This window comes from Stenotrophomonas sp. 24(2023), assembly GCF_030913365.1.
GTDB lineage: Bacteria > Pseudomonadota > Gammaproteobacteria > Xanthomonadales > Xanthomonadaceae > Stenotrophomonas.
Genome location: NZ_CP133160.1, coordinates 1,092,858 through 1,105,716 on the forward strand (window position 1 = coordinate 1,092,858; position 12,859 = coordinate 1,105,716).

Consider the following 12,859-nt stretch of genomic DNA (forward strand, 5'->3'; position numbering starts at 1 on the left):
TGCGACCACGCACGGTCGGGAAAGCTCCATCCACGCATGGCGTGGATCTACACAGTCAGGGGCGGTGCGCTTCGTCGCGGGCCAGCAGGCTGCCGGCATAGAGCGCGGCCAGCAGCACGGTCACGCCGCCCCAGAAGGTCGAATAGAAGGCCAGATGGGTGTTCAACGGGAACACGTGCACCGCCAGCGCCAGCATGGCCGGGCGTGCGCGTTCGCGCGCCTGCGGTGGGGCATAGCGCCAGGCGCGCCAGGCCTGGGCGGCGGCGGCCAGCCACAACAACAGGCCGATGATGCCGGTTTCGGCCAGGATCTCCAGCACGATCTGGTGCGCATGCAGCGCGGGCGCTTCCCCCCACACGGCCGGCCCCTGCCCGGCCACGCAGGCCGGATAGGCATCGCGGAAGCCGCGCGCGCCCACACCGTTGATCGGGTGTTCCTGGATCATGCAGCCCGCCGCACTCCAGATCCGCCCACGCCCGGACAATGCCTCATCCATGCCCTGCGGGCCGCCCTGCAGGGCCATCGCCGTACGCGCCACGCGCTCGCGCACCTGCGGCACCGTTGCCGCCAGCACGCTGGCCCCGGCCACGCCGGCCAACGCCAGCAGCACCAGGCGCTTCCAGCCCATCAGGCGCACGCCGCTGTATGCCAGCACCAGCGCGAAGGTGATCCACGAGGCACGCGAGCCGGCCAGCAGCAGAACCGCCCCCAGCGCTGCGGCCACCAACGCCCATCCCCACGCCCCCCAGCGCTGCGCCACCGGCAGCAGCAGGAACGGGGACAGGCTGGCCAGTACCTGCCCGAACTTCAGGTTGCACGGCCCCAGCACGCCGCTGAGGCGATCAGCCGCGGCGGCTTCGGCCGCCGGGCACAGGGTGTGCCCGCCCGCCAGCTGCTTGAGGTGGTCCAGCGACCAGAACCAGGGGCTGGTACCGGCCACGGCCTGCACCAGTGCGTCCAGGGTCCATGCCGCGGTGATGATCGCCAGCCCGCCCAGTACGCGGGACCGCCGCTGCGGCGTGGCCACGGCAATCGCCACCAGCCACATGAAAGGCAGGTAGCGCAGGCCCCCGGCCGCCTTGCCCCAGGCCACGGCCGGGTCCACGGCGCCAAAGGCGGACAAGGCCTGCGGCAGCCAATACCCCAGGAACAGGATCGAGGTCAGTGCCCAGGCCGCCGGGCTGAGCAGGCGCGGTTGCCGCCGCAGGCGGCGCAGCAGCATGCGGCCGGCCGCATACAGGGCCCCCAGCACCAGCACGCTCTCGGCGACGCCGGGCAACGGCCACAACGCGACAAAGGCCAGTACCCACCACGGGGCCCAGCGTCCGGCACGGTCATCGGGCACGGGCAGGTCAGCCGGCAAGGTCGGCATAGAGGCGAAGGGTGTCACGCTGCATGGCCTGCAGAGTAAACGGGATACGGCCAGGGAGCGACGGGGGGGCGGCCAGCAGCGCCATTGCACGGTCGCGCAGGGCCGGCAGGTCGCCCAGCGTGACGGCACCGCCCGGCTGCAACCGGTGCAGCAGTTCACCGACACCGCCATGGTCCCAGCCCAGTACCGGGCGGCCGACAGACAGCGCCTCCACCACGGTACGGCCGAAGGCTTCGGGTTTGTCCGACAGCTGCAGCACCAGGTCGCTGGCCGCATAGGCCTGGGCGATCCGGGCGGTGGGCGCGCTGACATGCAGCGCCTCCGCCACGCCCAGCGCCGCCGCCTGCTGGCGCAGCTCAGCGACATAGCGCTCGCGCCCGGGCTCATCGGTACCCAGCATCCACAGCTGTGCCGGCACGCCGGCCGCGCGCACCTGGGCCAGCAGCTGCAGCGCATGGGTGTGGCCCTTCAGGCGCGTACCGCGGCCAGGCAGCAGCAGCAGCGGGCCATCCACCGCCGCCAGCCACGGGAAGTCGGCCGCCAGTGCCAGCCGCGGGCGGCGATCGCCGCCCGCCACACGCGGGAACTGCGCCACGTCCACCCCGCGCGGAATCACCTGCAGGTTCTGTGCGGGCACGGTGGGGTAATGCCGACGCACGTAATCGCGCACGGTATCGGACACGCAGATGACCCGCTCACCGCTGGTCATCACGGCACTGTAGCGGCTGGGGGAATTGAGCCCGTGCACGGTGGTGACCCAATGCGGACGCTGCGCAGCGGGCATGGCCCGGATCGCATACAGGCCCAGCCAGGCCGGCAGGCGCGAACGCGCGTGGACGATGTCGGCGCCGATCTCGGCGAACAGGCGGCGCAGGGTCGGCAGGTGGCGCAGGGTCCACGGCGACTTGCGGCCGATATCCAGGGTCAGGTGCTCGGCACCGCTGTCCAGCAGGGGCTGCACCAGCCGCCCACCGGCCGAGACCACCAGCGCACGATGGCCGGCAGCGGCCAGTGCCGCAGCGATTTCCAGGGTGGAACGTTCAACGCCGCCGGAGTGCAGCGCCGGCAGCAACTGCACCACGGTCAACCGGCGCATCGACGGGGGCCGGTCAGTCGGCCAGCACGAACACCGAACCGCAGTAGGGGCACTGCGCTTCACCGTTGGGTTCGTCTTCGATCGGCAGGTACACGCGCGGGTGCGAGTTCCACAGCGCCATTTCCGGGGTCGGGCAGCTCAGCGGCAGGTCGCTGCGGTGCACGGTGTAGCGCTTCTCGGCGTTGGCGGGCGCAGTGGCGGTATGGCTCATGGCGGGTGTCGGAAACGAAGTGCGAGGAACCGGATTCTACCACCTGGGGCGGCGGCCAGCCGCCACCCCGGGCAGCCCGGGACAGGGGGACCCGGCCCCCTGCCCCGGCCACGGGCTTACTTGAAGTCCAGCGACAGTTCCAGGAAGGCCGAACGGCCGAAGGCGTTGTAGACGCCCTGGTCGTAGTACGGCCAGTTGCCGTTGGTACGGTCGATCGGCGGCATCTCGTCGGTCAGGTTGTTGACCGTCAGCAGGACGCTGGCCAGATCGTTGATGCGGTACCCGACGGTGGCGTTCCAGGTCGTCCACGGGCCGATGTTGCGGTGCTCGCCCTTGCTGTCCCAGGTCGGGGCGTTGCGCACACCGTAGGCGGTGGCGCTGAACGGCCCACGCTTCCAGGTTGCGCCGAGGGTGGCACGGTACTGCAGCTCGTTGGAGTTGGCACAGCACAGCAGGTCGTAGACCGGGTCGCCTTCCTGATCCTGCATGGTGTGCTTGATCGGGCGGTAGTAACCCGCGTTCACCGAGAAATCACCCCAGCCACCGGTCGTCCAGCGGTAGTCCAGTGCGGCCTGCACACCGGTCTGGCGCTGGCTGGCGACGTTGATCGGGTAGGAGAACACCTTGTCCACGCCATTGGGATTGAGCGGATCGGTAGCCGGCTTGCGCTGCACCTGGGCCAGCACCTGCTGGCAGGTCGGCGAGTTGATGTCGAACAGGGTCGCACCGTTTTCCGAGCGGCCCAGGCGGCAGTTGGCTTCGGTAGCCAGGATGCTGTCGGTACCGAGGATGCGCACCTCGTTCTTGATCACCACCGAGTTGTAGTCCACCGACACGTTCAACGCGTTGTCCAGCCCCGACCACACCACGCCATAGGTGAAGGTGCGTGCGGTGATGTCCTTCAGGTCACGGTTGCCGGTGCTGGAGGACAGCACGGACAGGCCCGACTGCTGGCACTGGTTGTAGTTGTCGGAGGTGTAGCCGGCCTGGCGGCACTGGTACAGGTCGGTGTTGGTGGTGTAACCGCTGCTTTCGCGCGAGAACAGGTAGAACATGTCCGGCGAGCGGAACGCGGTGGCGTAGCTGCCACGCAGCAGCAGCGATTCGATCGGGCGGTACTCCAGGCCCATCTTCCAGGTGGCCTTGCCGTTGCCGCCGCCGCCCTGCAGGGCGTACTTGTCGTAACGGCCGGACAGGTTGGCGCTGAAGGTATCCAGGATCGGCACCTGCAGCTCGGCACCCACGGCGTACAGGTCACGCTGGCCCTCGGCGGAGGTACCGGCGGTCTGGCCGCGGAACAGCACGCCCGAGTTCGGGTCGGCCGACAGGTTGAAGAACTTCTCGCGCTGGCCCTGTGCGATCAGCGCGAAGCCCACATCACCGGCCGGCAGGGTGAACAGCGAGGTGTTGGTCACCAGTGCGGTGACCGCCGTGCGCGATGCCGAGGAAGCGGCACGGTTGATGCCACTGAAGCTGTCGTACTGGTCACGGGTGATCGGCTGGTACAGGCGCGACAGGTTCGGCGCGTACACGTCGTAGCCGCTCTGCGTGCCCAGCTTCGGCCCCAGGTAGTAGTCATCCACACCGTTGCGGGCGAGGAAGTCGATCGACTTGCGGGTGACGTCGGTGCTGGAGCGGTTGACGTACACGTCGTAGTCGAAGCCGGTGCTGCCCAGGCCACCGCGGATACCGGCGGTGACGTTCAACGAACGGGTGTAGACGCGCTGGTCCTTCGCATCGATGCCCACTTCCTCGGGCGAGTAGATGCGCTGCCACTGCTCGTACTGGCCGGTGGTCTGGTTGTAGAAGGTCTTGTTCCAGAACGGGCTGCCGCCGCTGTAGGTGGGGCGGCCGAAGCTGAAGAGGATGTCCGAGTACAGTTCGGTATCCGGCGTCAGGTGATAGCGCAGGAAGGTGGTGGCGTTGACGTCCTGGCTCTTGTTGTACAGCGACGCGGTACCGACGTTGTTCGGGCTGCCGCAGTAGTAGCCGGTACCCGGTGCATCACGGTGCGCGTAGAGGGTGCTGCCGCCGAACAGGTTGGACAGCGGTGCGCAGGTGGCCGCGCCCGGATCGATGTAACCGTTGGGACCCACGCGCATGCGCAGGAACGTACGCGAAGGATCCTGCGCGCCGGTCGGGTTGTCGGTGACGCTGTCGATGGTGCTGCGATCGAAGGCGTAGATCGCCTTCTGGTTGGTGTATTCCAGCCCGTAGCTGATATCCAGGTTGCCGAAGGTCTGGCCGCTGCTGAAGCTGAAGCGCTGGCTGGAACCACCGCCCTGGCTGTAGCCACCCACGCGATAGCGGAAGTGGGTGCCTTCCACGCGGTCCTTCAGCACGATGTTGATGACACCGGCCACGGCCGAGGAGCCGTACACCGACGACTGGCCACCGGTCAGCACGTCGATGCGCTCGACCATGCCCAGCGGGATGTTGGCGATGTCGGCGATGCTGGTGTTGCCGTTGTAGGCCAGCGGGTAGCTGTTGATCGGACGGCCGTTGATCAGCGTGAGGGTGTAGCTCGGGTCCAGGCCGAACAGGCTGACCGTCTTCGCACCGGGCGTGTAGAAGCCGGTGCCCTGCGAATCCTGCACCGAGCCGTTGGCCACCGGCAGCGAACGCAGTGCGTCGAACACGGTGGTGAAGCCCTGCGCCTGGATCTGCTCGGCGGTGATGGTGGTGACCGGCGACGGGCCTTCGATCTGCGCGCGCGGAATCAGCGAACCGGTAACGCGCACGGCGTCCAGGTCACGGGTCTTGGAAGCACTGGCGTCCTTGCCATCGTTGGTGGACTGGGCGTGTACGACCAGCGGGGTCAGCAGCAACGAGGACATCAACAACGACAACAACCGGGGTTTCATCGAACTCTCTCCAGATGCGATGACGGTCCAACCTGTGGGGCGGGCGGGAGGGTCGTGGACGGATAGCGGTGGGAAGGGACCAGAAACGGGAAGGAACGGGCAGCAGGAACGGGCAGCAACAGCACAGCAACGGGACGCCAGCCCAGCTCAGGGCATGCGTGGGTTCTCCAGGACAAGCGGCAGGGCGGGCAGCGGACGGACGGCGGGTTGCCCGGTGCCGCCCGCCGTGGGGGCAGGCAGGCGGCAGTACAGGCGTTCGACAACGTTCACGGTGTTCCCCTCCGATCACGATCCGGCCGATTTTTAAATCGATCCAAGCCAAGTGTCAATAATTTGTAGTGAAACGAATTTGCCGGATTTGGATCGAACCAAATGCACTTGTCAGGGGCGGATGGGCTGATGCAGGATCGCGACGGTTCCGCACTTCGCCCCGACCCCTCTGGCCCGACCGCCCCGGCCCCCCGGCGCACGACGGCAGGTCGGCGTTGCCAGCCCCTTCCGGGAGACTCCGTCCATGTCCCAGCTGCTTCACCAGGCCGTTCCGCTCCGCGCCCGGCGCGCCCTTCTTCCGCTCGCCCTGGCCCTGGCCTGTGCCTCCACGGCCCACGCTGCCGACGGCCTACGGACCTCCTTCGAGCCCGGTGAACCGGCGCCCCAGGCGGCCGCCGATGCTGCACTGCAACTCAACATTGGCGCAGGCCCGGACGAGCCCTACACCGCCAAGCCGAAGGCCGGCTACAGCGGGCTGCACGCGCTGCACTACGCCAGCAAGGGCGGCGCCGCGCGGCGCACGCTGCTGCCGGCCGACGTGACCATCGGCGCCGACACCACCCTGTCCTGGCTGGTCCTGCCGGAGATCGTCGGCGAGGACACCGTGGCCTCCACCTATGTCTCGCTGGACCTGCTGCTGGATGACGGCAGCCGAGTCTCGGCCAGCGCCGCGCGGGACCAGCACGGCATTGCGCTGGGCGCGCGTGCGCAGGGCGATTCGAAGACCCTCTACCCGCAGCAGTGGGCGCGCAAGGCCGTGCGCCTGGGCGACGTCGCCGCGCTGCGCGGCCGCCGCGTGGTGGCCATCGAACTGGACGTGGCCAGCGCCGATGGCGCCCCGGTGTCCGGCTGGATCGATGACGTGCGGCTGGATGCGCAGAATCGTGCTGCACCGCAGCGTGTTTCCGACTGGGTGCTCACTACCCGCGGCACCCAGGCCAACGGCGCGTTCTCGCGCGGCAACAATTTCCCGGCCACCGCCGTGCCGCACGGCTTCAACTTCTGGACCCCGGTGACCGACGCCGGCTCGCTGGGCTGGCTGTACCGCTGGAACGAGCAGAACAACGCGCAGAACCGCCCGCAGCTGCAGGCGCTGGCGCTGAGCCACCAGCCCAGCCCGTGGATGGGCGACCGCCAGACCTTCCAGGTGATGCCCTCGCTGGGCAGCGGCGTGCCGGAAGCCGACCGTGGCAAGCGCGCGCTGTCGTTCTCGCACGACAACGAAAGCGCGCGCCCGTACCGCTACGACGTGCGCTTCGACAACGGCATCGCTGCCTCGATCGCCCCCACCGACCATGCCGCCGTGTTCCGCTTCGCGTTCCCGGCCGAAGGCGATGCCAACCTGCTGTTCGACAACGTCGATGCACGCGGCGGCCTGACCCTGGATGCCGCCACGCAGACGCTGTCCGGCTACACCGATACGCGCAGCGGCCTGTCCACCGGCGCCACCCGCATGTTCGTGGTGGCCAGCTTCGACAAGCCCTGGCGCAGCAGCGGCCGCATCGATACCGGTCGCCCGACCGGCTACGTCAAGTTCGACACCGGCAGCGACCGTCGCGTGACCATGCGCATCGCCACCTCGCTGATCTCCGTCGAGCAGGCCCGCCACAACCTGGCCCTGGAACTGGCCAGCGATGACACGCTGGAAACCGTGGCCGGCCGTGCGCAGGACGCCTGGGATGCCCGCCTGGCCCGCTTCGACATCGGCGATGCCAGCGACGACCAGAAGACCACGCTCTATTCCAACCTGTACCGCCTGTACCTGTACCCCAATTCCGGGCATGAGAACGCCGGCACCGCCGCCGCCCCGGACTGGCGCTACGCCAGCCAGGCCAGCGCCGATGACAACAACACCGATGGCAGCGCCGTGCGCAGCTATGCGCCGGTGCGCGACGGCAAGGTCTACGTCAACAACGGCTTCTGGGACACTTTCCGCACCACCTGGCCGGCCTATGCGCTGTTCACCCCGCAGGATGCCGGGCAGCTGGTGCAGGGCTTCCTGGAGCAGTACCACGCCGGCGGCTGGGTGGCCCGCTGGTCCTCGCCGGGCTACGCCGACCTGATGGTGGGCACCAGCTCGGACGTGGCCTTCGCCGATGCGTGGCTGAAGGGCATCGGCGGCTTCAACCCGGAAGAGGCCTACGCGGCCGCGCTGAGGAACGCCACCGTGGTGCCGCCGGACCGCCATGTCGGCCGCAAGGGCATGAGCCGTTCGACCTTCCGTGGCTACGCCACCACCGATGTGCATGAAGGCATGTCGTGGACGGTGGAAGGCGCACTCAACGACTTCGGCATCGCCAACATGGCCGAAGCGCTGTCCAAGCGCGCGACCACCGCCGAAGCACGCGAGCGCTACGCCACCGAGGCCGATTACTTCCGCCACCGGGCCGGCACCTACGCCACCGTGTTCGACCCGGCCGTGGGCTTCTTCCAGGGCCGCAAGCCCGATGGCAGCTGGCGCCTGGATGCCAAGGCCTACGACCCGCGCGTATGGGGCTACGACTACACCGAATCCAACGGCTGGACGTTCGCCTTCACCGCCGCCCACGACGGCGAGGGCCTGGCCAGCCTGTACGGTGGCCGTGACAAGCTGGCCGCCAAGCTGGACACGTTCTTCGCCACGCCGGAAACCGCCGCGCAGGCGTTCTCCGGCTCCTACGGCGGGATCATCCATGAAATGACCGAAGCGCGTGACGTGCGCATGGGCATGTACGCGCACAGCAACCAGCCCTCGCACCACATCCCGTGGATGTACCTGTATGCCGGGCAGCCGTGGAAGACCCAGCAGCACGTGCGCGAGATCCTCTCGCGCCTGTACGTGGGCAGCGAGATCGGCCAGGGCTACCCGGGCGATGAGGACAACGGCGAAACCTCGGCGTGGTACGTGTTCGCGTCGCTGGGCCTGTACCCGCTGCGCATGGGTGCGCCGGAGTACGTGATCGGCTCGCCGCTGTTCCGCCATGCGCGCGTGGAACTGCAGGGCGGTGCCGTGCTGACCGTCAACGCGCCGGCCAATTCGCCGCAGAACGTCTACGTGCAGTCGCTGAAGGTCAACGGCAAGCCGTGGACCCGCACCTGGATTCCGCACGAACTGCTGGCCAAGGGCGCCACCCTGGACTTCGAGATGGGCCCCAAGCCCTCGCGCTGGGGCACCGGCGCGGACGACGCCCCGCGTTCGCTGACGGCCCGTGGCCAGCACCCTGCCCTGCTGCATGACCTGCTCGGCACCGGCGCCAAGGCCACGCTGGACGATGGCACCGCGCTGCCGGTGCTGGTCGATGACGATGCCACCACCACGGTGACGCTGGGTGGCAAGAGCACCGTGCTGCTGACCGGCCTGGCCGACGGCGCGCCGTCGATGTACACGCTGACCAGCGGCGAAGGTGCCATCCGTGGTGGCAGCTGGACGCTGGAAGCGCGCAGCACTGGCGGCAGCTGGACCGTGCTGGACGAGCGCAAGGGCGAAGCCTTCGCCTGGGCCCGCCAGACCCGCCCGTTCCGCATCGCCAAGCCTGGCCGCTATGCCGAATACCGACTGCGCGTGGCCGCCCCTGGCCGCGTGCCGCTGGCTGAAATCGAACTGCTTGCCCCCGTTACGACCCCGAACCGCTGAGGATGCCGATGTCTGTTTCCCGCTTGCTGCTCACCGTTACCGGCCTGGCTGCTGCCCTGGCCTGCGCCAGCGCTTCGGCGCTGGAAACCACCCAGGTCCGCCAGGGCGTGACCCTGCGCTACACCGATGCCACCGACGCGCTGGCCGCGCCGGTGCGCGACCGCATCATCGACACGTTCTTCTCGGCCTATCTGCGCGAGCGTGCCGACTTCCACCCGGCGGCACCGACCCAGGTCGGCATCGTCATCGATCCCGGCTACGACGGCGTGGCCTACGTGGGCGAGAAGGAGAAGGCCGCCACGATCACCATCAACCCGGGCTGGCTGGCCAAGCATCCCGATGACGTGGACCTGGTGACCCATGAAGCCATGCACATCGTGCAGGGCTACCCCAGCTACGCCGACGAGAAGGTGCCGGGCTGGCTGGTGGAAGGCATCGCTGACTACGCCCGCGACCGCTATGGCGTGGACAACGCCGCCGGTGGCTGGGCGCTGCCGCCGGTGGTCAAGGCCGACCACAACTTCGATACCGGCTACCGCGTGACCGGCGCGTTCCTGAAGTGGAGCGAGGCCCAGCACCCGGGCTTGGTGCTGGCGCTGGACGGCGCCCTGCGTTCGGGTAAGTACGTGCCCGCACTGTGGCAGAAGCGCACCGGCAAGACACTGCCGGCACTGTGGGCCGAATACGCGAAGGCACACCCGGCGCGGTAAGCGCGCAGGCATGAAGGCGCGGACCGAGGGTCCGCGCCGTTGCATGCACGGATGATGCGACCGGTGATGCCAGGCGGTTGCGGCACTGTCCCCGCCAGCGTCGACTGCTGTTCGACCGGGCCGCAGGAAACCCGCGACATGCCCGCCTGACGCGTTTCCACGTTGCGGAAACAGAAACGCGCCCCGCAGGGCGCGTTTCCGCAGCTGTCGCTGGAAAGAAGGCTCAGGCCTTCTTTTCCGCTTCCAGCTGCTTGCGGATCTGTGCATCCACCGCGGCGATCGCGGTCATGTTCAGGATCCGGCGCGAGGTCGCGCTGGTGGTCAGGATGTGCACCGGCTTGGCTACGCCCATCAGGATCGGGCCGATCGCCACGCCGTCGGTGAACACGCGCACCAGGTTGTAGGCGATGTTGGCCGCTTCCAGGTTCGGCAGCACGAACAGGTTGGCACGGCCCTGCAGGGTCGAACCCGGCAGCAGCTTCTGGCGCAGGGCTTCATCCCATGCGGTGTCGCCCTGCATCTCGCCATCCACGTTCAGGCGCGGGTTGCGCTTGAGCAGCAGCTCGCGCACCTGGCGCATCTTCAGCGCGTCCTTGGAATCGTGGCTGCCGAAGTTGGAGTGCGACAGCAGCGCGACCTTCGGCTCGATGCCGAACAGCTTCATGCGGTAGGCCGCCTGCAGGGTGGCCTCGCAGATCTGCTCGGCGGTGGGGTCTTCCTGCACGTGGGTGTCCACGAAGAAGAACACGCCCTGCTGGTTGATCACGCCAGTCATCGCCGAGGTCGAGGTGACCTTCGGTTCCAGCGGCAGCACGCTGCGCACGTAGCCCAGCTTCTTGTGGAAGCGGCCGACGATGCCGGTCAGCATCGCATCGGCTTCGCCGCGGGCGACCATCACCGCGGCGATCAGCGTCGGGCGCGAGCGCATCAGGTTTTTGGCCGCGGCCACGGTCACGCCACGGCGGCCGGTCAGGCTGTGGTAGTACTGCCAGTACTCGTTGAAGCGCGGGTCATCGTTGATGTTGGTGACTTCGATGTTCTCGCCGATCTTCAGGCGCAGGCCCAGGCGCTCGATGCGCGATTCGATCACTTCCGGGCGGCCGATCAGGATCGGGTGCGCCAGGCCGTCGTCGACCACGTTCTGCACCGCCTGCAGCACCACTTCCTCTTCGCCTTCGGCATAGACCACGCGCTGCTTGTCGCTGCGCGCGCGGTCGTAGACCGGCTTCATCATCAGGCTGGTGCGGTAGACGAACTGCGACAGCTTCTGCCGGTAGGCTTCCATGTCGGCGATCGGGCGGCTGGCCACGCCCGAATCCATCGCGGCCTGGGCCACGGCGGCGGACAGCTCCACCAGCAGGCGGCGGTCGAACGGGCGCGGGATCAGGTATTCACGGCCGAAGCTCGGGGTGTCCCCGCCGTAGGCCGAACCCATGTCGGTGGCCGCGCGGCGGGCCAGCGCGGCGATGGCGCGCACGCAGGCGATCTTCATTTCCTCGTTGATCGCGGTGGCGCCCACGTCCAGCGCGCCACGGAACAGGTACGGGAAGCACAGCACGTTGTTGACCTGGTTCGGGTAGTCCGAACGGCCGGTGCCGATGATCGCGTCCGGACGGGCGGCGCGCGCCAGTTCCGGCATGATTTCCGGGGTGGGGTTGGCCAGGGCGAAGATCACCGGGTCCGGGGCCATGGTCTTGACCATGTCGGCGGTGAGGATGCCCGGCGCCGACAGGCCCAGGAAGATGTCCGCGCCATCGACGATCTCGGCCAGCGTGCGCTTGTCGGTGTCGCGCGCGTAGCGCTGCTTTTCCGGGTCCAGGTCGGTACGGCCGGTGTGGATGACGCCCTCGCGGTCGAAGGCCAGGATGTTCTCCGGCTTCAGGCCCAGCTGCACCAGCATGTTCACGCAGGAGATGCCGGCCGCGCCCATGCCCGTGGTCGCCAGCTTCACTTCTTCGATCTTCTTGCCGGTGATGGCCATGGCGTTGAGCACCGCCGCGCCGACGATGATCGCCGTGCCGTGCTGGTCGTCATGGAACACCGGGATCTTCATGCGCTCGCGCAGCTTGCGCTCGACGATGAAGCATTCCGGGGCCTTGATGTCCTCCAGGTTGATGCCACCGAAGGTCGGCTCCAGCGAGGCGATGATGTCCACCAGCTTGTCCGGGTCCATCTCGTCCACTTCGATGTCGAACACATCGATGCCGGCGAACTTCTGGAACAGCACGCCCTTGCCTTCCATCACCGGCTTGCCGGCCAGCGGGCCGATGTTGCCCAGGCCCAGCACGGCGGTGCCGTTGGAGATGACGGCCACCAGGTTGCCGCGTGCGGTCAGTTCGCTGGCCTGCTGCGGGTCGGCCTTGATGGCTTCGCAGGCATAGGCCACGCCGGGGGAGTAGGCCAACGACAGATCACGCTGGGTCAGCATCGGCTTGGTCGCGGTCACCTTGATCTTGCCGGGCGGCGACATGCGGTGGTAATCGAGGGCGGCCTGTTTGAAATCTTCGTTGGACATCGACGTGGACTAGATGAATGGGCAAGTGGGACAGGGGATGATACCCCCGTTGGACGGGCCGGACCTGTCGCAATCCTGTCGCAGCGATGCTGCGACCGCACAATCCAGCCGCGTATGTGCCGTGCTGGACCCAGCTTGGCGCAGCGGCATGACAGCATGTGGACGGGACCGGGTGGAGCCTGTGAAGCAGCGGTGAAACGCGTGCGGG

Annotated in this window: 7 protein-coding genes; 2 read left to right on the top strand and 5 right to left on the bottom strand. The window is 68.2% G+C overall.

The window, feature by feature from the left end:
• Nucleotides 1-55: 55 nt before the first annotated feature.
• From Q9R17_RS04835 to Q9R17_RS04850, 4 genes are all read right to left on the bottom strand, one after another.
• Nucleotides 56-1,372: an O-antigen ligase family protein gene (locus Q9R17_RS04835; RefSeq protein WP_308157309.1), complete on the bottom strand. Its 1,317-nt coding sequence runs from the start codon at nucleotides 1,370-1,372 to the stop codon at nucleotides 56-58.
• The gene (locus Q9R17_RS04840) at nucleotides 1,353-2,468 is read right to left on the bottom strand and encodes a glycosyltransferase (protein ID WP_308157310.1); all 1,116 of its coding nucleotides are present in this window, start codon (nucleotides 2,466-2,468) and stop codon (nucleotides 1,353-1,355) included. The genes Q9R17_RS04835 and Q9R17_RS04840 overlap by 20 nt, the downstream gene beginning before the upstream one ends.
• A gap of 13 nt (nucleotides 2,469-2,481) precedes the next feature.
• Nucleotides 2,482-2,679 (bottom strand): zinc-finger domain-containing protein, encoded by a 198-nt coding sequence (locus Q9R17_RS04845; RefSeq protein ID WP_005410967.1) that lies wholly within the window; start codon nucleotides 2,677-2,679, stop codon nucleotides 2,482-2,484.
• Nucleotides 2,680-2,795: 116 nt separating this feature from the next.
• Nucleotides 2,796-5,543 carry a TonB-dependent receptor gene (locus tag Q9R17_RS04850; RefSeq protein ID WP_308157311.1) on the bottom strand — a complete coding sequence of 916 codons (2,748 nt, stop codon included), beginning with the start codon at nucleotides 5,541-5,543 and terminating at the stop codon, nucleotides 2,796-2,798.
• Between the two features lie 514 nt (nucleotides 5,544-6,057).
• Between Q9R17_RS04850 and Q9R17_RS04855 the strand changes: the two genes are divergently transcribed.
• Entirely contained in the window at nucleotides 6,058-9,426 is a 3,369-nt protein-coding gene (locus Q9R17_RS04855) for a GH92 family glycosyl hydrolase (protein WP_308157312.1), read from the top strand.
• Between the two features lie 8 nt (nucleotides 9,427-9,434).
• Entirely contained in the window at nucleotides 9,435-10,136 is a 702-nt protein-coding gene (locus Q9R17_RS04860; RefSeq protein ID WP_308157313.1) for a basic secretory protein-like protein, read from the top strand.
• A gap of 223 nt (nucleotides 10,137-10,359) precedes the next feature.
• On the opposite strand, the gene Q9R17_RS04865 is transcribed toward Q9R17_RS04860, so the two are convergent.
• Nucleotides 10,360-12,651 carry an NADP-dependent malic enzyme gene (locus Q9R17_RS04865; RefSeq protein ID WP_308157314.1) on the bottom strand — a complete coding sequence of 764 codons (2,292 nt, stop codon included), beginning with the start codon at nucleotides 12,649-12,651 and terminating at the stop codon, nucleotides 10,360-10,362.
• Between the last annotated feature and the right edge of the window lie 208 nt (nucleotides 12,652-12,859).

Bases quoted from the DNA above. Each gene is read 5' to 3' on its own strand.
- Q9R17_RS04845 (WP_005410967.1), bottom strand. From the start codon at position 2,679: ATGAGCCATACCGCCACTGCGCCCGCCAACGCCGAGAAGCGCTACACC.
- Q9R17_RS04835 (WP_308157309.1), bottom strand. From the start codon at position 1,372: ATGCCGACCTTGCCGGCTGACCTGCCCGTGCCCGATGACCGTGCCGGA.
- Q9R17_RS04850 (WP_308157311.1), bottom strand. From the start codon at position 5,543: ATGAAACCCCGGTTGTTGTCGTTGTTGATGTCCTCGTTGCTGCTGACC.
- Q9R17_RS04840 (WP_308157310.1), bottom strand. From the start codon at position 2,468: ATGCGCCGGTTGACCGTGGTGCAGTTGCTGCCGGCGCTGCACTCCGGC.
- Q9R17_RS04860 (WP_308157313.1), top strand. From the start codon at position 9,435: ATGTCTGTTTCCCGCTTGCTGCTCACCGTTACCGGCCTGGCTGCTGCC.
- Q9R17_RS04865 (WP_308157314.1), bottom strand. From the start codon at position 12,651: ATGTCCAACGAAGATTTCAAACAGGCCGCCCTCGATTACCACCGCATG.
- Q9R17_RS04855 (WP_308157312.1), top strand. From the start codon at position 6,058: ATGTCCCAGCTGCTTCACCAGGCCGTTCCGCTCCGCGCCCGGCGCGCC.